This window comes from Leptolyngbya cf. ectocarpi LEGE 11479, from assembly GCF_015207065.1.
GTDB classification, from domain to species: domain Bacteria; phylum Cyanobacteriota; class Cyanobacteriia; order Phormidesmidales; family Phormidesmidaceae; genus Leptothoe; species Leptothoe ectocarpi.
This window is the reverse complement of record NZ_JADEXP010000051.1, coordinates 1-24,970: the sequence shown is the minus strand read 5'-3', so window position 1 is coordinate 24,970 and position 24,970 is coordinate 1. Positions and strand designations below refer to the sequence as shown.

Genomic DNA, 24,970 nt, shown 5'->3' with positions numbered 1-24,970 from the left:
ACCCATATACGTCCCCCATGATTCTCAACAATCTTCTTGCAGGTGGCTAGTCCAATGCCTGTACCGGGATACTCATCTTTAGTATGTAGCCGTTGAAAGATTTGAAAAATCTGATCAAAATACTTTGATTGAATACCAATGCCGTTGTCATGTACGCCAAAGCACCATTCATTTTCTTGGTGTTTTGCTGATACTTGCACATGGGGAGGTTGCTCAGGCGGATGATATTTAAGGGCATTGCTGAGCAGATTTTGAAACAGCTGCATTAGTTGAGTCTCATTGGCACAGAGTGTGGGCAGCTTACCATTGGTGGTAACCACAGCGTGATTCTCATTGATGCTCGGTTGTAAATCGGTGAGTACCTGTTTAAGAATCTGGTTACAGTCTGTAAGCTCACATACTTTCTCAGTTTGGCCAACTTTGGCATAGGTCAGCAGATCTTGAATCAGCTGCGACATATACTGACTAGCATTAATAATTTGATTAATATAATTATTGACGGGCTCATCTGGGCGGTTACGATAAATGTGCGCCAGAATTTTGGCAAATCCGAAGATGCCTTGGAGGGGTTGCTGCAGGTCGTGGGAGACCACATAGGCAAACTGCTGTAGTTCAGCATTGGAAAGTTCCAGTTCGTGGGCACGCTTTTCTAGCTCTTGAGTTCGTTCCTGTACCTTTGTTTCCAACCTTGCATTCAGCTGCCGTAGTGCTTCCTCAGATTGCTTGCGCTCAGTGATATCCCAATTCACGCCAATCATGCGCTGGGCTTTGCCGGTTTCATCCCTCAGGGTAATGGCATGGGCTTCAATAAACCGCACCTGACCATCGGGCCACAGGACTCGAAACTCGGGATGAAATTCCCGTTCTCCAGCAATAGCGGCCTGAATATCAGCATGAGCAGCTGGCAGATCATCTGGATACACCCCTTGTTTCCAGGCTTCGTAAGCACCGCCAAAGGTTTCTGCCGTGATGCCATAGAGTTCATACATTCGATCGTCCCAAATTAAGCGATCCTCCACCAGGTCAAGATCCCAGACACCAATCTTGGCAGAGTTGGTCGCTAAGGCCAACCGTTGGGTCATTTCATGAATTTGAGCTTCAGTTTGCTTCCGCTGGGTGATGTCGCTAATGGAGCCAGCCATCCTTATTGCTCGGCCTGTTTCATCCCAAATAGCTTGTCCTCGGGCATTAATCCAACGATAGGTACCCTGCTTATGACGCAATCGATATTCGATATCGTAGGGAATCCGATGTTCTATGTGGTCGTGTACCGCAGCCAGTACCCGGTCATAGTCATCAGGGTGTAATCGCGATGCAAACGCACTGAACTGGTTTTCCATTTCATCATCTTGATAGCCCAAGATCGCTTTGAATTGTGGCGAGTAGTAGACTTCATCGGTGAGGATAGTCCAATCCCATAGCCCATCTCGGGAGGCCTGCATTGCCAATGCATAACGTTCTTGGCTTTCCCGTAATGCCGCTTCAGTGTGCTCAAGGGCCTCCAGCTTTTCACGCAACAATGCATTGAGCCGTTTCAGTTCTGCGGTTTGTGGATCCATAAGTTAAACATCATAAGCATCAATGGGGCATCAACGGCATCTACTACCACCTATCTATAGGGGCATAAAAGGCATGCTCCTATGTTATCGAGAGCCAAGGAATATTCATCAATTCTCACAAGTTTCTCAAATTCTTTGCATAGTCTTGAGTCCGTAATCAGCCTCCACAGGCGAGTTATTAAGTTTGCTCATCGTCTCATGGAGATACAGGAGTTTGCTCAATAGACATCCAGTGTTGTTCTCTTGTGGTGTCTATACTGATTAAGTTTCTGTATAGCCCAATTCATTAGCTTCTGCATAGCGATGCATAAATCGCATGAACCGTTCCCAATGATCGTCTTGATCAATTTCAAGTTTACATTCAACACCTTTGAGATCTTCTCCCTCTATGTCCCCATAGAACATCTTGACGCCAGAGGGCGTGATCAAGATTTCGCCTTCGGTATCGATTAGATGTAACGCATTTCTTGAACTTTTTCTAAAGCTCAAGAAATGTTCTATGGAAGCCAAGGCTTGAAATCGCATGATTGCAACATGCATTCCTGTCGATGGATCGCGTCTGAGGCTTACACCGCTTATTTCTTCAGGAATATCTTTAAAGATTTGTACACAGGGTGTTTGGGTAATCATGGTAACTCCTCCTTTGCTATAGCTGATTGCTTAAGTGAGAATGATATCGCTGCCTGATATGATCGGGTGCTTTACCCCCCGACGTACCTATAGAATAGATATTAAAAGTGAGGAATGCATGAGCTATTGAGCCCTTCATAAGTTCCTCATAGGTTACTTTTAGACTTAAAGAAGAAGGCGGTAAATCGATAGTGAAAATGGGCCACTGTTCTGTAAACAAAACTCATTGAAAGAGGCGGTGATAACCATGCTATGGCTACCTCATTCTGCTAAAAAAATGGCTCACACTCAATCGGTGTTGCTGCTACCGGTGCGCGATACTGTACTACTGCCCAGTATTACTTTGCCGATTATAGCGGGACGTCCCCACTCTATTGCCTCAGTAGAAACGGCGGTAGCTACAGAAGGTAAGCAACTTGTGATTGCGACTATGCTGCCAGAGTGCCTAGAGCGATTAGCTCAGGATCGTGACGCGGCAGCAGAAGCTGAGGCTTTATCGGATCTATATTCCGTTGCCACCCTTGGAGTAGTGCGGCGAATGGCACGACTTCCCATTGGTCCTTTGCAATTGCTTGTAGAAGGCTTAGAGCGAGTACAGCTAGAGAAATTGCGTTTGACTAATCAGGGATTTGAAGTAGAGTTTCAAAAACTACCTGCTTTAACCATTGAAGACGCTGTGGCTGCTGGGGGAGAGGCTGCCAAAATTAATGCTCTCATCGATGCAATCCAGTCTCTTTGGGAGGAGGCTGCATCTGTTAACCCTAACTTTCCTGACGAATTGTTAGCTATTTTAAGCAGTAATGACGATGCCGCACAAATTGCTTATCAGTCAGTTATTTTAATGCAGCAAGATGTACCTCAAATTCAGGCGGCACTGGCTGAAAATAATTTAGAGACGCTACTAAAAAAAGTATTGAGTGACTTACAAAAACATGTTGAAGAACAACGACTGCGTAGTCAAATTTTAGGGGAAACCAAAAAGGAAATTGACGAGCAGCAGCGTGAGTTTTTCCTGCGGCAGCAATTAAAGAAAGTCCAAGAGGAGCTGGGGCAAGGCAATCCTGACCAAGAAGAAATGGCTGAACTGCGCAGGGGTCTGGAGAAAGCTTCTCTGCCAGATACAGCAGAGAAGCAAGTGAAGCGAGAATTGGCCCGACTAGAGCGTATCGGTAGCAGTTCTGCTGAGGGGGGTGTCATCCGTACCTATTTGGATTGGTTACTAGAGATGCCCTGGCAGAAAACGGTTGAGGATAATCTAGATCTGCAAAATGCCAATGCTGTTCTGGATGCAGACCATTATGGTTTAGAGCAAGTCAAAGAGCGAATTATTGAGCATTTGGCCACCTTCAAACTCAAGCACCAGCGGCATTCACCTAACGCTAATGAATCGATTAAAGAGCAGGCGGAACGCTATGCCGTCGGTACGGTGGTTTGTTTTGTTGGACCGCCGGGTGTGGGTAAAACTAGCCTGGGCCGGTCGATTGCGCGGGCGTTGGGACGTCCCTTTGAGCGTATCAGTCTAGGTGGTTTGCGCGATGAGGCAGAGTTGCGAGGACACCGTCGTACGTATATCGGTGCGATGCCGGGACGCATCATTCAGGCAATCCATCGGGCTGGGGTGAAGAATCCGGTGATCATGCTAGATGAACTAGATAAGGTTGGTATGGATTACCGAGGGGACCCGGCGTCGGTATTGTTGGAAATCCTCGATCCGCAGCAGAACTATTGCTTCCATGATTTGTATTTGGATGTGGATTTTGATCTGTCCCAGGTGATCTTTATTGGCACGGCTAATGATCTCTCTAAGGTGTCTCCACCGTTACTCGATCGGCTGGAGCTGGTGGAACTATCGGGTTATTCTGATCGCGATAAGCTTGCGATCGCAAACACCTATCTACTCCCCCGCCAGTTAGAAAAAGCAGGGCTACCTAAAGATGCGATAGTTTTACCTGAAGCTGCCCTACGACAGGTGATTGACGACTATACCCGAGAAGCTGGTGTCCGCCGTCTGGAGCAGCAGTTAGGCAGCCTCTGTCGCAAAATTGCCGTTAAATATGCGGCTGGGGAAACAACGCCAGTCAATATCCATCCTGAACAGTTAGAAACCTTGTTAGGGCCACCGCGCTATCGGCGGGATGGGCGGCGTCAACGACCGCAGCCGGGTGTAGCTACAGGCCTAGCTTGGACCCTGGCTGGGGGCGATGTGCTCTTTGTCGAGGCGGTGTTGCTACCTCAGCTGCGGGAAGTGACCCTAACCGGACAACTGGGCGATGTCATGGAAGAGTCGGTGCAGATTGCTCGCTCCTATATTTGGGCGCATGCTGAGGCGTTGGGCATTGAGCTATCTCTGTTGAAGAGTAATGGATTGCATTTACATGTGCCAGCGGGAGCGATTCCAAAGGATGGTCCCTCGGCTGGGGTGACGATGCTGACAGCTATTGCCTCACTACTGCTAAATCAAGCGGTCCGTACGGATACGGCCATGACGGGGGAAATTGACCTGAGTGGTGATGTACTGCCCGTTGGCGGTATTCGAGAGAAGGTATTGGCTGCACACCGAGCTGGCATTCGTCGGGTGCTGCTGCCGCTGCAAAATGAGAAGGATCTGGTGGATGTACCAGATCATGTACGACAGGAGATGGAATTTGTAGGGTGCGATCGCATCCCACAAATCTTAAAAAATGCTCTAGTATCAGATTCTCAGAGCTGTACAGTCAGCGCTCAAATCAGAAATACTGTTGTCAATAGAGTCAACTAGCTAGCTAGAGGTGTTGCTTGTCAAATCACTGATCAATAAGACCGGGTTTCAAGCATTTTCTTCAAGGGTGTTTTCCCATAACGCAACGGACGAATCCCTCACAACATCCTCAAACTTCCTGCGTACTCTGAAGATGTTAGGTAATGCGGGTTCTAACAGCCTGCTGTTGAAACCGTTATTGAGGATTGCAACCGATGACGACCACCCTATTACCCCAGTCCGCGTTTGCCACATTAGATGGAAATGAAGCCGTAGCACGGGTGGCTTACGCATTGAATGAAGTGATTGCGATTTATCCAATTACTCCTGCATCTCCAATGGGAGAATGGGCGGATGCCTGGGCAGCTAGCAACAAGCCTAATCTGTGGGGGACTGTGCCTGCCATTGTGGAAATGCAGAGCGAAGGCGGTGTGGCAGGGGCTGTGCATGGTTCTTTGCAGACAGGAGCGTTAACAACGACGTTTACCGCATCTCAGGGATTGCTGTTAATGTTGCCCAATCTCTATAAGATTGCCGGTGAGCTGACGCCCTGTGTAATTCATGTAGCAGCGCGGTCTGTGGCGGCCCAGGCCCTGTCTATTTTTGGGGATCATAGTGATGTGATGGCGGCTCGCAGCACCGGGTTTGGTATGCTGTGTTCCGCTTCGGTGCAAGAAGCGCAGGATATGGCTGCGATCGCAACCGCCGCATCCCTGGCTAGTCGTATTCCCTTTATTCACTTTTTTGACGGTTTCCGCACTTCCCATGAGATCCAAAAGACAGAGCTGCTGCCTGAAGAGAGTCTACGGTCTCTCATGGATGACGACCTGATTGCTCAACATCGCCAGCGGGCTCTTAGCCCTGATCACCCGGCTATACGAGGCACAGCCCAAAATCCCGATGTGTTCTTCCAGGCGCGGGAAGCAGTCAACTCTTATTATCCCCGCTGTGTCGAGATAATAGAACAATCAATGGAGCGTTTTGCTGAACTCACAGGACGGCAGTATAAGCTCTTTGAATACTACGGTAGCCCGGAAGCAGAGCGGGTAATTATATTGATGGGATCTGGTTGTGAAACGGTTCAGGCCACGGTGGATGCTCTCAATGAAGTTGGCGAAAATGTTGGTGTACTGAAGGTCCGGCTGTATCGTCCTTTTGATGCTCGACGGTTGACTCTAGCGCTGCCTAAAACAGTTAAGGCGATTAGTGTGTTAGATCGTACTAAGGAGCCAGGCAGTGCTGGTGAACCCCTCTATTTAGATGTGCTTACGGCTCTAACAGAAGAGCGCTTTACGACATTAAGCAATGATGCTCCAGTGATTGTTGGCGGGCGCTATGGACTGTCATCTAAAGAATTTACGCCAGCTATGGTAAAAGCTGTTTTCGATAATCTTTTACTTGATGGCTTTCAACATAACCAGAAAGAGCCTAAAAATCACTTTACCATTGGCATTGATGACGATGTTACCCACACCAGCCTGACCTATGATCCAACATTTTCCATTGAGTCAGAGCAAACGATCCGTGCCGTTTTCTACGGATTAGGTTCAGACGGTACGGTAGGTGCCAATAAAAATACCATTAAGATCATTGGCGAAACCACTGACAACTATGCGCAAGGTTACTTTGTCTATGACTCGAAGAAGTCTGGTTCGGTGACCACATCCCATCTAAGATTTGGCCCTGATGAGATTCATGCTCCCTATTTGATTAGCCAAGCTAACTTTATTGCCTGTCATCAGTGGATGCTGTTAGCCCAGCTCGATATTCTGGGACCAGCTATGTCAGGGGCGACATTGTTGCTAAATTCTCCCTATACCCTAGAGCAGCTTTGGGATCAGCTGCCTGAACGGATTCAGAATCAGATTCTGCAAAAACAGCTTGAGGTGTATGCCATTAATGCCTATGAAGTAGCCCGAGAAGCTGGCTTAGGCGGACGGATTAACACAGTTATGCAGACCTGCTTTTTTACTTTATCAAAGATTTTGCCGCCCGCTGAAGCTATCGATGCTATTAGGGCCTCTATCTCTAAAACCTATGCTAGAAAAGGTGGTAAAGTCGTATTGATGAACCTGGAGGCGGTGGATCAGACTTTACAGAACCTGTATAAGATCCCCTTGCCGAAAGAGCCAAAACCTAATGAAATTCCTCCCTTAACATCTTCTGTAGCAGACACAGCTCCTCCCTTTGTAAAAACTGTTTTAGGTAAGATGATGCAACGTCAGGGTGACACGATTCCTGTTAGTGCTTTACCCTGCGATGGAACCTATCCTACCGGTACGGCCCAGTGGGAGAAACGTAATATTGCCCAGGCGATTCCCGTGTGGGATCCGGACGTATGTGTCCAATGTGGCAAGTGTGTTATGGCCTGTCCCCATGGTGTTATTCGTGGAAAAGTCTATGAATCTAAGGCATTGGATGGAGTGCCGGAGACGTTTAAACATACGACTGCCCGCGAGTGGTCAGGGCAAGAATTTACCCTCCAAGTTTCTGCTGAAGATTGTACTGGCTGTGGTATCTGTGTGGATGTATGTCCGGCTAAGAATAAGGCGATTCCTCGACTGAAGGCAATTAATATGACTCCCGTTTACCAAGAGAAATCGGTGAATGGCAGTCATACCGTTGTTGATTTACGGCAGCAGGAAAAACCTAACTGGGAGTTCTTTATGGATTTGCCGAATCCAGATCGGCAGCAGCTGAATCTCCACAAGATTGGTCAGCAGCAACTGCAGCAGCCCCTGTTTGAATTTTCCGGAGCTTGTGCAGGCTGTGGTGAAACGCCCTATCTGAAGTTGTTGACTCAGTTGTTTGGTGACCGCTTGCTGGTGGCTAATGCAACGGGCTGTTCCTCGATTTATGGTGGAAATCTACCTACCACACCTTGGAGCCATAATACTGATGGGCGGGGGCCGGCCTGGTCGAACTCACTGTTTGAAGACAATGCTGAGTTTGGATTGGGGTTCCGGGTATCAATTGACAAACAGACAGCCTACGCAGCTGAGTTACTGCAAAAAGTGGATGCAGAGATGGTTATGGAAGTCGGATTTTCTCCCATGGAACAACTAACTCGGCAGATTCTGCAGGCACAGCAAACAGATGAGGCTGATATTGTGGAGCAGCGGGAGCGAGTAGCCCAGCTTAAGGAGATTCTAGAACAGGTGCTTCAGCAAGAGATCTCTATAGAGTTAAAAGAGATCATTCAACGGCTGCTGCCCCTGACAGATTACCTGGTGAAGAAGAGTGTCTGGATTGTGGGTGGGGATGGCTGGGCCTATGATATTGGCTATGGCGGTTTGGATCATGTGCTGAGTTGCGATCGCAACATCAATATCCTCGTTCTCGACACCGAAGTATATTCCAATACCGGTGGACAACAGTCCAAAGCTACTCCTAGAGCAGCTGTCGCCAAGTTTGCGGCAGGTGGCAAAACAACGGCTAAAAAAGACCTAGGTCTAATGGCCATGACCTACGGCAATGCCTACGTAGCCAGCGTGGCCATGGGGGCTCGTGATGAGCATACCCTCAAAGCATTCCTCGAAGCCGAGTCCTATGACGGGCCGTCTTTGATCATTGCCTACGCCCACTGCATTGCCCATGGAATTAACATGTCCACTGCCATGAGTCATCAAAAAGCCGTTGTTGATTCTGGTCGTTGGCTGCTGTACCGCTACGATCCTCGTCGTCGCTCAGCTGGCGAAAACCCCCTTATTGTAGACAGTCGTGCGCCCAAGCTACCGATAGAACAGTCTATGTATGCCGAAAATCGGTTTAAGATGTTGGTCCATAGTCAGCCAAAGGTAGCCAGAGAACTGTTGCAGCAGGCACAACAAGATGTGCAAACCCGATGGCATCTATATCAATATTTAGCCGCGCAAGGAGATGAGCAACCATGACACACACCCATACAAATCGTAATCCCATTGGCTGGAAACCTCTGAAGTGGTGGCTGTTAGCTCTAATAGCTCTACTGTGGGCTTTGTGGGTTAGTCAAGATCCAAGTGTAATCAAGCCTGTGTATTTGCTTTGGAGCTTTAACGTTTAGCGGTTTCAATCACTTAATCAATGATAAATACTATGGATATCTCCACCACCTATCTTGGTTTGTCCCTGCGTTCTCCTCTGGTGGTCGGTGCCTGTGGCCCTTTAACTGAAAATCTCGATAACCTTCGCCATATGGAGGACGCGGGAGCCGGGGCAATAGTTCTTCATTCCCTGTTCGAAGAACAGTTATATAGAGATCGCCTTGAACTAGATTATTACATGACCCAGGGGACTGAAAGCTATGGTGAGGCCCTTAGTTACTTTCCCCAGCGGCCCCTGTTTCATGTGAGTGCTGAAGCCTATCTAGAGCATATTCAATTGGCTAAGCAGCGAGTCGATATACCCATTATTGCCAGCTTGAACGGTACGGCAAGTGATAGCTGGGCTGACTATGCCAAGCAAATTGAGTCTGCCGGTGCCGATGCGTTAGAACTTAATCTCTATGCTGTGCCGACGGATGTAAGCTTAACGTCTGACCAGGTTGAACAAACCTATCTGGATATTGTTCACTCGGTGACCCACAGTGTTGATTTACCGGTTGCGGTCAAACTCAGCCCCTATTTTACGAATCTGGCTAATTTTACCCATCGTCTCTCCCACACAGGAATCAATGGCCTAGTCCTATTCAATCGCTTCTATCAGCCTGATATCGATATCGACACCCTGGAAGTGTATCCCCATGTTCTGCTCAGTACCTCTCAAGATTTACGGCTGCCGTTACGATGGATTGCCATTCTCTATGGCACCATGCCAGTAGATTTTGCAGCGACAGGCGGTATTCATCGGGCTCAGGATGTGATCAAACTGCTGATGACGGGGGCCGATGTGACACAGATGGTCAGTGCGTTGTTGCATCATGGTATTGACCATCTGCGTACCGTTGAGCAAGATCTACGCCGATGGTTACAGGACCATGAGTATACTTCTCTTAGTCAGCTGAAGGGTAGCATGAGCCAGATAAATTGCCCTGATCCCAGTGCATTTGAGCGAGCTCAATATATCCAATCGCTCCAGAGTTATCGGCCTCAGCCACACTCCATTCATTTGGCTCCCTGATTTATGTTTTTTATATTCGTTTGAACCGTGACTAAAAAGATTGGTATTCTCACAAGCGGTGGCGACTGCCCTGGTCTCAATGCCGTTATTCGGGCTGTGGTTAAAAGTGCGACTGGACGGGGCTGGCAGGTATATGGTATTCCCTACGGTACCCAGGGTCTAATCAATCTAGAACAGGGAAACTGTACTATTGACGATTTTCAGCTGCGAGACCACGGGTTTGATATTCCAGGACTGCTCCACGGTGTGGATATTCTCCAGTTTCTCAGTGGCAGTATTTTAGGTGCCTTAAACAAAGGAAATCCCAGCGACCCTGACATTGCCTGTGAGATTTTAGATGGGTATCGTTTGCTTGAGCTAGATGCCTTAATTACGCTAGGGGGAGATGGTAGTCTGGATATTATTTCTGACCTGGCACAGCAGGGGAATTGGAACTGGATTGCCATTCCTAAAACCATTGATAACGATGTCCCCTTTACTGAACAATCTTTGGGGTTTGATACGGCTGTGGATACGGTAACCCGTGCCCTCTATGATCTCACCTTTACGGCAGCTAGCCACGATCGCATTATGGTGGTGCAGGTGATGGGCCGAGATGCCGGACATCTGGCATTGCGAGCAGGTATCGCAGGGGGAGCAGATGTCATTCTAGTACCAGAACTAACGCCGCAGATTAATGACAATATCCTCGATGGCATTTGTCAAAAAATTGTACAGCTACGTCGGGTCAAGCGTCAGTTTGGCCTAATAGTGATGGCGGAGGGTGTACATAACCAAAGTGGTGTTAAAGAGAAATATATTGGTGATATCCTAGCCCAACAGATACGGACCTATGCCAAACGGCTCTGTGAAAAAGATAAAGTAGACTTTTGTCATTTACGGACATTAGAAACCCGAGCAACCACACTGGGACATATTCAACGCAGTAGTACGCCGTCTTCGATGGACTGCTTGATCGCAACATCCTTTGGATGCAAGGCGGTGGAGCTGATCGCAGCTGAACAGTATCAGCAGTTGATAATTTGGTCCCAGGGCAGGGCAGATAGCAAACCTCTAGATCAGGTCATTCCCTTAATCAAACAGCGTCATCGGTCTGGTTGTTGTCCTAGACCCGTTTCACCAGATAGTTCTTGGGTGCATATTGCTCAGGAGTTAGGAATTTATCTGGGTGAAACTATAGCTATGCCTGAAGTGCCTGTACTATTCCATACTGGCGATCTTCAATGAAGTATGTTGACGAATACCGGAATGGATCGGTGGTACAGGAGTATGTGGATGCGATCGCATCTCTGACTACCCAACCCTGGACTCTGATGGAAATTTGTGGTGGTCAAACTCACACCATCGTAAAATACGGTCTCGATCAGCTGTTACCCCCTGATATTACTCTAATCCATGGTCCTGGCTGCCCTGTGTGTGTGACCGATATGGCAATTATCGATCACGCACTGGCATTGGCGGCCCAGCCTGAAATTATCTTTTGCTCTTATGGCGATATGCTGCGGGTCCCTGGCACGTCAACAGATTTGTTAAGTGTCAAGGCCCAGGGTGGGGATGTGCGCATGGTGTATTCTCCGGTGAATGCGCTTGCGCTTGCCCGTAAGCATCCAGACCGCCAGGTGGTGTTTTTTGCCGTTGGTTTTGAGACCACAGCTCCAGCGACGGCCATGGCCGTCTACCAGGCTCATCAGCAACAGATTGATAACTTTTCAGTGTTAATAGCCCATGTGTTGGTGCCCCCGGCCATGGAAGCGATTTTGTCATCATCAGATTGCCAGGTACAGAGCTTTTTAGCTGCAGGTCACGTATGTACCATAACAGGCTATGAGGGTTATCACGAGATGGCAGAGAGATATCACACTCCCATTGTGGTCACTGGATTTGAACCCGTTGATATTTTGCAGGGAGTTTATCTTTGCCTGAAGCAGCTAGAAGCAGGGCGTGCTCAGGTGGAGAATCAATATGCCCGGTCTGTTCAGGTTCAGGGAAATCTACCGGCACAGCAGCTGATGAGCGAGGTTTTTCAAGTGGTGCCTCGGGTGTGGAGAGGTTTGGGCAGTCTCGCCCAAAGTGGTCTGGGGCTACGAGAACCTTATGCTTACCTGGATGCTCAATTGCGATTTGCCGACAGATTTTCCACTTCCCCACTTCCCCACTCCCCTTCTTTCTCCGAAAATGCCTGCATCAGCGGCCTCATCCTACAGGGTCTAAAAAAGCCCCATGAGTGCCCTGCCTTTGGCAATAAGTGTTGTCCAGAGCATCCTCTCGGGGCACCAATGGTTTCTTCGGAGGGAGCTTGTGCTGCTTACTATCGTTATCGTTCAACTTTATAGGAGTGCTATGCTGAAACTATTTAGCCCAGGTCAGGATGAGATCTTCGACAATGAAGGTATACCCTTTAGTGGAGATCCCAAATTCAAATATTAGAACCTCGAAGAGCTAGTTGATGCGTAAAACTGTTCTCGTTTGTCAGTACACAACCTGTGGCCAACAAGGTGCCAAGAAAGTGTTCCAAACGTTTCAATCGTATGCTTTGTCTTCTGATATCAATGTGGAGACAACAGGATGCCTTGGACAATGTGGCAGTGGTCCAATGGTCCTTATTTTGCCTGACGAGACCTGGTACTGCCACATACATCCTTCTGATGTGCCGACCATCGTGGAGCAACATCTCAAGCAGGGACAAGTCATTACCAAAAAGCTATATCCAAAATTTCATCACACCCGCAAATCTGTCTGGATTTGGTTAGTTGTTTTTAGTCTGTCACTCGGGGCATTTGTTCTATTTTTTGCAATTGTTGCCAGCCAGTCTTATTACTTCTAAGTAAAAAAATAGTTTTTCCTAGAGCGATTGCTGAACCTGAGTCGCAGTCTGACGGATTTCATGTTTATGATGCCTTACAGATGGTTATCGCAACGGATTTATAGCTAATGATTCGCCCCTTGTATTCCCTAGTGGCCTTGTTACCGATCGCAACGATCTTTTTCTTACTGGTCATTACCCGTCGCCCTGCCAGCCAGGTCATGCCAGTGGCCTATTTTGTCACAATTGCCAGTGCCCTCTCGATTTGGCGCGTTCCCTTTAGAGAAGTCGTTGCTTCCAGTATTCAAGGATTGTTTGCAGCGGTCGAAATTCTTTACATCATTTTTGGAGCAGTGCTATTGCTCAATACATTGCAAGTCTCCGGAGCACTGGCCACTATCCGCCAAAGTCTGCTCGGAATATCGCGGGATCGTCGAGTTCAGGTCATTATCATTGCTTGGCTGTTTGGCAGCTTTATCGAAGGTGCGTCAGGCTTTGGTACCCCAGCCGTGATTACGGTACCATTGCTGGTAGCCATTGGTTTTCCGGCAATGGCAGCAGTCATTTCGGCGCTGATTATCCAAAGTACACCGTCCACTTTTGGCGCAGTTGGTACACCGATTATGATCGGCATTGATGCTGGGCTCGATGGAGTTCCTTCCGTTCAGGCGCAACTGGTGACCTTGGGACTGACGCAACCTGATTATTTGGTCCTGGTTGGGCGCTGGGCCGGAGTCTTTCACGGTATTATTGGAACGTTTTTGCCACTAGTACTCGTGGCTGTGTTGTCATTGGGATTTGGGGATCTTCGGCAGTCTATTATCCAGCGTCTTCGACAAGGTCTTTCTATCTGGAAGTTTGCCCTCTTCGCTGGACTGGCCTTCACCATTCCTTACACGCTAACTGCACTGTTAATTGGCCCCGAGTTCCCATCGCTAATTGGTGGTTTGGTGGGCTTGAGTCTGGTGGTTACTGCTGCGCGTTCTGATTTTTTGATGCCAGAACATCCCTGGGATTTTCCTGAAGGGGAATCTGGCTCAACGAGTGATTTCAGCCCTGTTGTTCCAGCCATTATTCCGGCAAACAATTTATCTATCAACCCTCGATCCATTTCTCCCCAAGCGCAACCCTTATCCCCACAAAAAGCCTGGCTTCCCTACGTGCTACTGGGCTTTTTTCTTATGGTGTCGCGCCTAGAATTTCTACCGTTCCGAGATTGGCTTCAGGCCGTGACCATCCGATGGAGCAATATTCTTGGAACGAATGTTACCGCAACACTTCAGCCACTCTATCTTCCTTCGACGATCTTTATCTTCGTGGTGATGATCACCTTTTTTCTCCAGGGCTTATCATTTCAATCCCTTGGAGTTGCACTCAGAAAGACGATACCCTTATTGCGAAAAACAGCACTTGCCCTGGGGGCAGCAGTCCTCGTTGCCCGCGTCTTCATCAATTCTGGTGTCAATATGGCTGGGCTAGAGAGCATGCCGCTAACCCTGGCTGATAGTATGACCTTGCTTTTAGGAGCGGCCTGGCCAGTTTTTGCTCCTTTAGTCGGTACTATTGGCTCTTTTGTTGCAGGCAGTGTGACGGTGAGCAATCTGATGTTTTCACTGTTCCAGTTTGGTGTGGCTGTTCAAACTGATGTTTCCACAGCCCTGGTTTTAGCCTTACAATGTGTTGGTGCCTCAGCTGGAAATATTATCTGTATTTCCAATATTGTTGCCGCTGAAGCCACTGTGGGACTGGTCGGCCAAGAAGGAATTTTGATTCGAAAAGGGTTTTTACCCACACTCTATTATGTTTGTTTTGCGGGGTTGTTAGGGGGAGGAGCCTCGCTGCTCCTGAGCACTGGACTCCTATGAGCTTTGCCCAGAGAACTGAAAAACACTAATATCAACCAACAGGTTACTTACGCATACCGCTAATGCGAAAATCTATTACATTACTTTCTGGTCTTCTGCCAACTCTCTGACAGAGATTTCATGCTCGACCTTACGTTGTACCTCAAGCTCTTCGGTCAGTTCTTGATTGAGAAAATGGTTGAGGAATGTCCGAATGGCGGCAATTGCTCCCAGCTTGCCCAAGGCCTCAAAGGAGGGGGCAACCGTAGTTGCTACAATGTCACCCCCTAGCTGAAATTCTAATGCTACGGCTAACCAGACACCAAAACGTAACCGCAGCAACACTAGAGAAAACTTCCGTGCATGGCGGCGATTGAGTGGAAAATGGTGCTGATTGAGTGCGATCGCTAATTGTCCAGTTTTAATTAAACCAATTAGGACACAAAAAGCGGCGATAGTTTCAAGCACTAAAGTTAGGCCTGAAACAAACAGGCCTAACTTTGCCTCTAGATACTCAATAAATTCCATAAGACTTGTCTAGAAACTCAGAAGTTACTGTCTACTATAATTTAATGTGAGTTGAACCTTTGGTAGCCCTTAAAGAGTAAGGATATTTATGCCTAAAGTCCTATTGGCCTCCATAAGTCCTGGATCGGTATATCGGAGGTCACAGGTAGGATTTTAGTTTTGGGTAGCCACTAAAGAGACCGATTCAATATAACGTTATGAGTGTTCGTCATGTGAGTGTTCGTCAATTGTTAGGATGAATGCTTTGTCGCCAATTCATCCATAGGGGATACCCATCCGCATCTCGTAGTTCAACGGTACGCTCGTCAAGTTTGATTTTGGAGGCGATTATAGTTATTGAGTTATTCCAAGTGTTACGAATGCCTGTTATTTCAATAGCGTCATTGGGTGAAATAGCCACCTTCTGATCTTCCAAATACCAGGCCGGGCCAAGGTGGACTGAGACTGTTTCCTGATCGGTTTTTACCTCTAGCCATGTCCCTTGACCAGCTGCACCAACTTGCTCAATAGCCATCACCTGACCGCTCATCGTTTCTAATGCACTTGGGTCATATACTCCGTTATACATTGGAAAGAAGTCTGGGCCATAGCTGTGTCTACTTGGGCCTCTTCGACCATGGTGTCTATATCTAGGTATGACCCAGGCAGAGTCAGGATTATTGGCTCGGAACATAGGCCGATTAATGACTTGTGCCCTTAGCGGTGTCATGGTCAAGGCAAGATAGGTTAAACCAGCACCAGCCAAAGCAGCAAGGGTCATGTAGGTAATGTAGCGTTTCATAGGACGCCCTCCCCTAAGGCTTGTTTATATCCCTATTATAAAGTCTCTACCCGGCTGGAGACTCAGGTGGCTGAAATATAGGTTATATCGGTTTGTAGACAGTATCTTGGATAAGGTTGATGTTGCTGAACGATGCAGCCTCATAAGTTTCTCAACTTTGCTATCTATAGTGCAATATGACGACAATTATATTGCCTATCTCTAACGCTTATGAGATCCTCTACAAGTAAAGATTTTTCTCTGAAAGTGATGCTGTTATGGACCGTATTTTTGCTCGGTCTCTTATTTCACACTCAGTTAGCCTTGATGCCCCTGTTTCACGGTATCAATGTAGCGGAATCCCACACCCACGAATACATGAATCTAGATGTGATCATGTGGTTTATGTTAATCTTTTTCGGCTTGCCGATGCTTTCGATTCTGGGGAGTGTATTTTGGCCATCCAGGCGATTTTGCCAGATCCATTTTGGTATGACGCTGGTGTATACCGTTCTGAATATTATCCATTTTGTCATGGATGTCCTGGTTGGTGCTCCCAGCTATCAGCTGGTGCTAATGATCTTTCTAGTGACTGTGGGATTGTTGTTGAATGTGGTTAGCTATTATTGGATGAGAAGCTCTACTAAAGACAAGCGACGCTTTCAAACGTCTACTTAATTTCTCCACAAAGCTCTCTACCCTATGCTTAACCTCGAACAAATAAGACGACTGAAGCATAAGCAGCTACTTCATAGACTAATGAGTTAACCTGAGGGGCTTGTTCTATCGAACAAAAGTCCTCTGGAGAGTCTAATGCTGTATCTACAATACGTTTCCAGTGATATCCTTGCGACAGTGACGGTAGCTCAAAGGTCAATGGTTCGTAAAAAGCGTTGAGCATGATGTGGAGTAGTTCACCATATTTCTGATAGCGCAAGGTAAAGGCTAAACTGTGAGATGTCTCTGCCCAGTCGGGTTGGCCTAGTTTGATACCGTGCCAGACAATGGCTGGTTCTACAATTGCTTGAGGAGTGACAATCAGCGGATGATCATGTTTGAAAATATGGAGTGTTTGGGCAAAATTGATGATGCCTTTTACAAATCGAAGAAAGCCTTGCTGACGGGAAACGGCATCCCAATCAAACCAGCTCAGCTCATTATCTTGGCAGTATGCATTATTGTTACCGCGTTGCGATCGCAACACCTCATCTCCCATCAATAACATAGGAGTACCCTGGGAAATAGCCCAAATCGTCAACAGATTCTTGACCTGTTTCTGCCGTTGAGCCAGCACATTAGGATCGTTTGTAACTCCTTCCACACCACAGTTCCAGCTCCAGTTAGCATCATTCCCATCACGATTATCTTCTCCGTTGGCCCCATTATGTTTGACGCTATAGCTCACCAGATCGTTGAGAGTAAACCCATCGTGGCAGGTAATAAAATGAATGCCGTAGTTAGGTCCTCGACACAGGTGTGGATACATGTCAGGACTGCCGACAATTCGCTGGGCTAGTGCTTTGACCATACCTCGATCACCCCGAACAAATCGTCGTATATCATCCCGATAGGGCGCATTCCATTCAGCAAACCGTTCTCCAGCAAAGCGGCCCACCTGATAAAGACCAGCGGCATCCCAGGCTTCTGCAATGATTTTGGTCCCTGCCAGGACTGGATCGGTGTTGATCATCCATAGAATAGGTGGATCTTCTAGGGGTTCTCCCGTTAAACCACGGGACAATATAGATGCCAAATCAAATCGAAAACCATCGACATGCATCTCTGAAACCCAGTAGCGTAGGCAGTATAAGATTAGGTAGCCAACCATAGCGCTAGTTTTTATGGTGTTGCCACAGCCGCTATAGTTTTTATAATATCTCTTGTCATTGCCGAGAATGTAATATGAATCATTACTCAAACCCCGAAACGATAGCGTGGGTCCGGTGTGATCGCCTTCAGCAGTATGGTTAAAGACCACATCTAAAATAACTTCGATGCCTGCATGATGTAATGCCTTCACTAAATCACGAAACTCATCCAGAGGGGCCAAAAGATCTTTTCGAGAACTATATCCCCAATGTGGTGCAAAAAAAGCAACGGGACTATAGCCCCAATAATTGGTCAACTGAGATCTTGCACCAGTCTCAATAGGGGTTGCGTAGAGGGCGAAAATCTGAAAAAAAGGGCGTAAGTAAACGTCGAAGACGGCCATCAAAACCATGCTTCAACACGCCCAAAGGCTAGTGTATAGCCTAATTTCTATCATGCCTAGTGTCTATCAAAAAGCTAGTCTGAAGGCCGTTCTCGGTCTATTCTTAGACACCCAAGGCCATGCGCTATCCGAGCATACGCAAGTCAAATCACCGAGTTCCTTAAGTCGGTTTTTCAATCGCTATCGCTGGTCAACTCGGCACGTGATTCGCACTACTCGCCAGGCCATCCTGGACCAGCTAACGACGCATCCCGTCCGTAAGGATGTGCCAGTACGGTTGCTGATAGATTTAAGCACGCTGAAAAAGACAGGTACGTTCTGGCAGCTGAGTACCCCCACGGATGATGATGAGGCCCCTGAGCCTTGGGTGCGAATGCTCAATGGCAAGCGTGGACTCCATCTGGTTGTGCTCTATATCGTGATGGGTCGGCGGCGAATACCCTGGAGCTTCCGTGTTTGGCGAGGCAAGGGGCAGCCAAGCCCAAATCAACTAGCCTGTAAGTTGTTGGCTAGCATTCCCAAGTCTCTGGTCACCGGTCGAACCGTGATTGTTCAGGCCGATACCGAATTTGGCACCGTAGACTTCTTGGGGGCCGTTCGTCAGCGTAACTGGCGAGCGGTTGTCGGCGTCAAAACTAGTCGGCTATTACGCGATGGGCGCAAGCTAAAAGACCTGCCAGGCAACGCGAAACGGGGGCTACAGGTCTATCTCAAGGATATCGACTATCCGCTGACGATTTCCTGGTTTTGGCTCAAACGCGCCGGCAACAAACGAGAGTTACGCTTTGTGGCGTCGACCCATCCTTACTCGGGGGTGTATCTCATTCGCTTAGGGCGCAAACGCTGGGCGATTGAAGGCTTTTTCAAGACCGCTAAACATCAGTTTGGACTCCATTGCTTTGGCCAAAGCACCAAAATTGGTGTCTATCGTTGGCTTATTCTCTCGCTCATTGCTTACTTGCTGGCCCATTGGGTTGACCTATGGGCTTGGCCACCGGTCTTAGATTGGAAGGCCACTGCCAAGTTAACCCTGAAAAAACTGTTGCCCTCTATACTCTGGGCTCAACTGCTTAGACACATCGAGCATACGGCCGATATCGCCGCTCATTATGGCTTTGATATTGTCATCAAATCAAGGCCTGACAGAGCTTATCAAGAATGGTGCAAGATCTGAGTTAAGCTATCACCATCTCCAGAATAGTTGTTGTGCCCTGAAATAAAAACAATTTTCAACTCGGGCACAGCTTGGCTTCAGTTCGCGTTTTGCCACTCAGACGGCTTTTCCTGTCCAGGCAACAAACCTGGACAGGAACTCAAAACAGCAATCAATAGGTACGAATTTTTATGTTACGCTACCGTTCTAACTATGCTCCGTGGCTATGGAATTTCTTTAGCGCTGGCTCCTATGATGAAGCCTCTGCAGACCGAGGGATTCTGAATGCTCAAGGTTTTGTCGAAGACGTAATATTAGCTAATGGACAGGGACGGGTTCGGCTCCATGGCGTTTACTGGTTGGCCAGGGTAGAAAAATCCTGCCAGCAATCGTTAGACGAAGGAACTGTTGTAACTATACTCAGACGAGAAGGGCTCACACTTGTGGTGCAGCCAGCAAGAAAATGTTAAGCAATGTTAAAAACTTCCAGATCGATTCGGACAGCACTGCGAGAATACAGCTACTGTTCAATCGTCGTAGCCTGTGCCAAGAATCAATTACGGCCCCCAACCGAGGAAGCGGAGCAGACGTCTATTAGAGGCGTTGTTGGTATTTGCTGACTATTCGCTAGATGATTGTGAGCATTTACTTAAGGTCATTTCCTTTAAGGTCGATGACCGTGAGCTTTTGGTGGAGACCAAGGTTCGTTTCTTAGTGGAGCTGACCGCCAAGGATAACTATGCAGGCAAACTAACAGCGATTAACATTAAGGAGTCTTTGAAGCGGTTTGAAGACTATTTAGAGATTTTAGAGGATAATCGCACATCGGCCCAGGGTGCGGAGCTATGGAAGTTTCGACTGACGCTGTGGTATCCCTGCTCTAAAATTAAAGAGAATTTAGATCGATTTGATCAAGAATGGGAGCAACGACGTCCGGTTAAGTCGAAACAGGCAAAGGCTGCGATTGAGCCATCAGATCAGGTTTTGGGAGCACCTGATCATCAGTTGGAGCAGGTCAGTCTCAGAAGTCAACCCCAAAAACAAACAGCACCCACCGCAGAACTTCTAGCCCGTCAAGATTGGGGGCAGGCAATTGATGCATCTACGTTCTATGGCCGTACAGCCGAGTTAGATACTCTGCAGCACTGGATTATTGCAGATCGCTGTCGTCTAGTGGCACTGTTAGGTATGGGGGGGATTGGGAAGACAGCCCTCTCGGTAAAAATTGCCCAGCAATGTCAAGGAGAGTTTGACTATCTGGTGTGGCGATCGCTACGGAATGCGCCCCCAATTATGGATTGGCTGGCGGATGTGATTGCCATATTGTCTAACTATCAGGATACTCAACTGGCGGATAGTTTAGACGGTCGATTGTTACAGCTGATGCGGCATTTACAACAACATCGTTGTTTGTTGATTTTGGATAATCTGGAGTCGATTCTAAGTGCAGCAACTCCAGAACAACAGCGTAGCGGGGCCTACCGCCAGGGCTATGAAGGCTATGGACAGCTGTTGCGGGATGTGGGGGAAACGATTCACCAAAGCTGTTTGGTATTGACCAGCCGAGAGAAGCCTAGAGGGATTGGCCTACGGGAAGGACAGACGGGTGAAGTACGGTCCTTACTGCTCCAAGGGTTGGGCCAGTCCGATGGAGGATCGGTGCTGGAAACCAAAGGCATCACCCTATCGGCGGAGCAGGTGGACCAGTTAGTGCATCGGTATGGGGGTAATCCGCTGGCGTTACAGATTGTGGCGACGACGGTGCAGGAGGTGTTTGATGGGGACATTACCCAATTTTTAGCGCAGGGGTCATCTATTTTTGGCGATATTTCTGACCTGCTAGAGCAGCAGTTAGAGCGCCTGTCGGACCTGGAGCAGCAGGTAATGCACTGGTTGGCAATCTATCGGGACTGGACACCAATGACGGAGCTACAGGAGGATTTAGTGCCGGGAGTGCCCCAGCGGTCGGTTTTAGAAGCCTTGGAATCGCTGCAGCGGCGGTCGTTGATTGAAAAGCGGGAGGGACAATTTACCCAGCAGCCGGTGGTAATGGAGTACATGACCGAGCAGCTGGTGGATGGCTTTAGCCAGGGACTATTAACCAAAGGCGATGTGTACAGTCTGAACCGCTATGCCCTGACCCAGGCCCAGGCCCATGACTATTTGCGCCAGGCCCAGATTCAGCTAATTTTGCAGCCAATATTAGAACGGTTGCGGCTTCGGCTGGGGCAGGATAAACGTATTGCCAAGCTACTCAAGTCGCTATTGCACAGTCTGCATTCAGATGATGCTTTGCTGATGGAGTCAGGCTATGCGGCGGGAAATTTACTTAAGCTGTTGCATCATTTAGGGGCGGACCTGACCGGGCTAGACTGTTCAGATCTGCCTATCTGGCAAGTGTCTTTGCAGGATATGACACTGCATGGGGTGAACTTTACGGGCACTGATTTTCGGAAAACGGTTTTTGCCCAGATTGCGAAGCGGTTTATGTCGGCGGTGTTTAGCCCGGATGGTCAGCATTTGGCTACTGGGGTGGATGAGGAGATTCGGCTGTGGCAGGTGGAGAATCGCCAGGAGGTAATGACCTATACGGGCCATAGTGGTTGGGTAAATACGTTGGCGTTTAGCACTGATGGCAAGATGCTGGCTAGCGGTAGTGGTCAGGATCAAACGGTACGGCTGTGGACAGTGGCTACGGGGCAATGTTGGAAAACGCTACGCGGGCATACAGGTGGTGTAGAAAGTGTGGCATTTCATCCGCAGGAGCTCCTAGTGGTGAGTGGTGGAACGGATGGCCAAATCTGTTTTTGGCAGCCGGAGACGGGGGAACTGATTAAAACATTTTCAGCGCATGAAAAGAGAATCTTTTCAGTGGCGTTTACTGCTGATGGGGAGTTTTTGGTAAGCAGTAGCGAGGATGGAACTGTGCAGCGGTGGCGCTGGGAAACGGAAGAATGTGAAGGGAGAATCGATACGGCAGTGAACTGGTCGTTAGCCTGTGGGTTGAGCCATGATGGTCAGCGGGTGGTGACGGGCAGTGATAGTCAACATGTGTTGGTTTGGGATTGGGCAGAGCCGGAGAGTCCGCAGCGATTGGCATTTGAGGGTTTGGTGCGGACAGCGGCGTTTAGCCTGGATGATCAACAAATTGTGACGGTGAGTGATAACGACAACAGTATTCGGCTATGGGATGTGGCCACGGGTAGCTGTGTAAATACTTTCCAAGGCCATGAGAACAAAGTGTGGTTGGCAAGATTTAGCCCCGATGGTGAGCTGTTGGTGAGCTGTAGTGAGGATCAGACGCTGAAGCTGTGGAAAGTGGATAAAGGCTACTGTGTAGGCACATTAAAGACCTACAGTGCCGCCATTATGGCAGTGGCATTTGGGCCAGATGGTGAGCTGCTGGTGAGTGGTAGTGAGGATGGGGTGGTGCGTCTGTGGGATAGGTCGACTGGCAAGGTGGTGAAAACTTTGACAGGTCATCAGGACATTGCGAGCACTGTGCAGGTATCACCGGATGGTAACCAGATTGCTAGTGGCAGCGATGATGGTACGGTACGGCTATGGGACCGGACAACTGGTAAATGTTTGCGTACATTTTGGGGCCATGAGGGCTGGGTGCATCGGGTGGTGTTTGACCCTGTAGGGCGATATCTGGTGAGTAGTGGTCAGGATCAGACGGTGCGGGTGTGGGATATGGCGAGTGGGGAATGTTTGAAGACGTTAGTGGGTCATAGGCATCGGGTGAAAGCGTTGACGTTTGTAGGAGAGTTGTTGGTGAGTGGGAGTGATGATAAGACCATTCGGCTATGGGATGTGGAAACGGAAGAGTGTGTAGCGACGATAGAAGAGCACCGGGGTGGGGTATTGTGCTTAGCATTTAGGGATGGGATGTTAGCCAGTGGTGCGACGAATGGAGAGATTCGGCTGTGGCAGGTGAATCTTGGTAAAGGGACTGTGGAGGTGTCTTGCCAGCAGATGCTAACGGGGCATAACAGAGCAGTAAGAGCTTTGGTGTTTGCGGAGTCAGGAATGTTGGTGAGTGGTGGTGTGGATGGGACGGTGCAGTTATGGCAGGAGGGTTGTTGTAAACAAACGCTGAAGGGCCACGATGGGGTGGTTTGGTCGATGGATGCTGGGGCGAAGGGTGAGTTGGTGAGTAGTGGAGCAGATGGGACGATGTGGCTATGGAATGTGGCAGGGAAATGTTTGCAGGTGATGAGACCGTTGCGACCCTATGAGGGGATGCAGATTGAAGATGCAGAGGGGGTGACGGAAGCGCAGCGGCAGACGTTATTTGCTTTGGGAGCAATAGAATCACTGCCGCAGTAAAAGGTTGAGGGTTTTATTGTCTTTACTGAAAGAAGTGAGTAACAACAATCGTGAAACTCTTAAAGAAAATTAATATCTAGCCATCAAAATGATCAGGTTTCTGATTGGGGATGATGGCTGTATTGATTTTTATGACGGGTACTGTGGCATCATCCATTTCTTCAAGCTCTAATCTATTAAGGGCAAGGTCAAACGCTTTTCTAATGTCAAAACCCTCTCCTAAATAAGAATAAAACGAAGTCGAAAAAGTTATTGCTGTTTGATCAGCAATTGCTCGACTCATACCTATAACATAAGGTACATATTGATTAATGACTTCAGCCTGAATAGCCGTGTAACAGGCATTTAGAACAACACATTCAACCTGCCCCTCGAAAAGGTAAAACAGTTTAGCTATTGTTTCTGCGCTTACAACTTGCATATAGCCAAAATCATCTTCAAGAGCTAAGCCCTCATCGGGAGCTCCATGAGCTGAAAAATGAACGATCTTAGGCCTATTTCTAATCAAGGCATTCGTTAAATCTTTTCCTCTCGTAGCCTCCTGAGTAACTACCTTGAGGATACTGGGGATAAATGGAGATAGTTTTTCCTTAATACTTCTAATTTCTTCATCTATCCGTAATCGATCAGTATCCTTGGGATTAGCCAAAAAGAAGAGAATCAGCTTTGAACTACTTTCCTCATGTTTTGAGAGGTGATTGAATAACCTTTGCTGAATTTCTGAGTAATAGGCTTTTGTTGCTCCAGCACTTTCTAGGGTTTTTTTCAAAACATTTAATCCTCTATCTTGTTGCGATATGTGAGATAAAAGATTTTCAACATCTTGAGAAGACAAACTAGAAATGTGCTTATATATCTGATTATATTCAGAATGAAGTTTTGAACAATCTCCTTTACCTTGTGCAAATACTTTCACTTTTACTCTACCGCCTGAACGATACTCTACATTAACGACATCTATGTCCAGTTCAGGGTGTCTCGATGCTAGCTCTATAAAAGTAAGAATAATAATATTAGATTTTTCAGTTTTATCAAAGAAAAAATCTAGTAAATCAAAGCTGTTAAGCTCTCTAGGATCAGAATACTGACGATGATAGTATCCCAAAGTAGAAATGATAGGCGATATAAATTGTGAAAATTCATAATTTATGAAAATCTCTTTTTCATCGTCAGGTTTTCTATACTTGTAAGATATTTCATTATCCTTCGAAAGGCCCATAAATATATATTTGCAATCTATATTATTTAAATTGGTATTAGCTGAAATTCCCCATTCCTGGATACATGCCCCAGTGAGACATGAGTCTGATAAGTT

General features: G+C 47.7%; 17 protein-coding genes. 11 read left to right on the top strand and 6 right to left on the bottom strand.

Annotation, left to right across the window (positions count from 1 at the left end; translation table 11 throughout):
• Positions 1-1,559, bottom strand: a 1,559-nt coding sequence (locus IQ260_RS08240) for a sensor histidine kinase (protein WP_193992543.1), incomplete at its 3' end; no start/stop codon positions are given.
• Positions 1,560-1,820: 261 nt separating this feature from the next.
• On the bottom strand, positions 1,821-2,189 hold the full coding sequence (psb28, locus tag IQ260_RS08235; RefSeq protein ID WP_193992541.1) for a photosystem II reaction center protein Psb28: 369 nt from the start codon (positions 2,187-2,189) through the stop codon (positions 1,821-1,823).
• Positions 2,190-2,466: 277 nt separating this feature from the next.
• Between psb28 and lon the strand changes: the two genes are divergently transcribed.
• The 7 genes from lon (at position 2,467) to IQ260_RS08200 (ending at position 14,691) form a co-directional block, all read left to right on the top strand.
• The gene (lon, locus tag IQ260_RS08230) at positions 2,467-4,947 is read left to right on the top strand and encodes an endopeptidase La (RefSeq protein WP_228015718.1); all 2,481 of its coding nucleotides are present in this window, start codon (positions 2,467-2,469) and stop codon (positions 4,945-4,947) included.
• 194 nt (positions 4,948-5,141) lie between these two features.
• Positions 5,142-8,819, top strand: coding sequence for a pyruvate:ferredoxin (flavodoxin) oxidoreductase (gene nifJ / locus IQ260_RS08225; protein WP_193992537.1), 3,678 nt, complete (start codon positions 5,142-5,144; stop codon positions 8,817-8,819).
• A gap of 169 nt (positions 8,820-8,988) precedes the next feature.
• Positions 8,989-10,023 carry a dihydroorotate dehydrogenase-like protein gene (locus IQ260_RS08220; protein ID WP_228015717.1) on the top strand — a complete coding sequence of 345 codons (1,035 nt, stop codon included), beginning with the start codon at positions 8,989-8,991 and terminating at the stop codon, positions 10,021-10,023.
• Between the two features lie 27 nt (positions 10,024-10,050).
• Positions 10,051-11,250, top strand: a complete 1,200-nt coding sequence (locus IQ260_RS08215; protein WP_193992535.1) for an ATP-dependent 6-phosphofructokinase — start codon at positions 10,051-10,053, stop codon at positions 11,248-11,250.
• Positions 11,247-12,356: a hydrogenase formation protein HypD gene (gene hypD / locus IQ260_RS08210; protein WP_193992533.1), complete on the top strand. Its 1,110-nt coding sequence runs from the start codon at positions 11,247-11,249 to the stop codon at positions 12,354-12,356. The genes IQ260_RS08215 and hypD overlap by 4 nt, the downstream gene beginning before the upstream one ends.
• A 113-nt stretch (positions 12,357-12,469) precedes the next feature.
• Positions 12,470-12,847 carry a (2Fe-2S) ferredoxin domain-containing protein gene (locus tag IQ260_RS08205; RefSeq protein WP_193992531.1) on the top strand — a complete coding sequence of 126 codons (378 nt, stop codon included), beginning with the start codon at positions 12,470-12,472 and terminating at the stop codon, positions 12,845-12,847.
• Between the two features lie 107 nt (positions 12,848-12,954).
• Positions 12,955-14,691, top strand: a complete 1,737-nt coding sequence (locus IQ260_RS08200; protein WP_193992529.1) for an L-lactate permease — start codon at positions 12,955-12,957, stop codon at positions 14,689-14,691.
• A 75-nt stretch (positions 14,692-14,766) separates the two neighbouring features.
• Here the strand turns inward: IQ260_RS08200 and IQ260_RS08195 are convergent, their stop codons facing one another.
• On the bottom strand, positions 14,767-15,198 hold the full coding sequence (locus IQ260_RS08195; RefSeq protein WP_193992527.1) for a DUF1622 domain-containing protein: 432 nt from the start codon (positions 15,196-15,198) through the stop codon (positions 14,767-14,769).
• A 223-nt stretch (positions 15,199-15,421) separates the two neighbouring features.
• Positions 15,422-15,979 carry a hypothetical protein gene (locus tag IQ260_RS08190; RefSeq protein ID WP_193992525.1) on the bottom strand — a complete coding sequence of 186 codons (558 nt, stop codon included), beginning with the start codon at positions 15,977-15,979 and terminating at the stop codon, positions 15,422-15,424.
• A gap of 210 nt (positions 15,980-16,189) precedes the next feature.
• Here IQ260_RS08190 and IQ260_RS08185 point away from each other — a divergent pair, with 210 nt between their 5' ends.
• Positions 16,190-16,636: a hypothetical protein gene (locus tag IQ260_RS08185; protein WP_193992523.1), complete on the top strand. Its 447-nt coding sequence runs from the start codon at positions 16,190-16,192 to the stop codon at positions 16,634-16,636.
• A 28-nt stretch (positions 16,637-16,664) separates the two neighbouring features.
• On the opposite strand, the gene IQ260_RS08180 is transcribed toward IQ260_RS08185, so the two are convergent.
• Entirely contained in the window at positions 16,665-18,008 is a 1,344-nt protein-coding gene (locus IQ260_RS08180) for a glycogen debranching protein (RefSeq protein ID WP_228015715.1), read from the bottom strand.
• Positions 18,009-18,222: 214 nt separating this feature from the next.
• Between IQ260_RS08180 and IQ260_RS08175 the strand changes: the two genes are divergently transcribed.
• The 3 genes from IQ260_RS08175 to IQ260_RS31650 all read left to right on the top strand — a co-directional run bounded on the left by IQ260_RS08175 (position 18,223) and on the right by IQ260_RS31650 (position 23,655).
• Positions 18,223-19,344, top strand: coding sequence for a transposase (locus tag IQ260_RS08175; RefSeq protein WP_228015713.1), 1,122 nt, complete (start codon positions 18,223-18,225; stop codon positions 19,342-19,344).
• A gap of 170 nt (positions 19,345-19,514) precedes the next feature.
• Positions 19,515-19,793 (top strand): NfeD family protein, encoded by a 279-nt coding sequence (locus tag IQ260_RS08170; protein ID WP_193992517.1) that lies wholly within the window; start codon positions 19,515-19,517, stop codon positions 19,791-19,793.
• Positions 19,794-19,866: 73 nt separating this feature from the next.
• On the top strand, positions 19,867-23,655 hold the full coding sequence (locus IQ260_RS31650; protein ID WP_193992515.1) for a WD40 domain-containing protein: 3,789 nt from the start codon (positions 19,867-19,869) through the stop codon (positions 23,653-23,655).
• A 76-nt stretch (positions 23,656-23,731) separates the two neighbouring features.
• Here the strand turns inward: IQ260_RS31650 and IQ260_RS08160 are convergent.
• Positions 23,732-24,970, bottom strand: a 1,239-nt coding sequence (locus tag IQ260_RS08160; RefSeq protein ID WP_228015711.1) for a CHAT domain-containing protein, incomplete at its 5' end; no start/stop codon positions are given.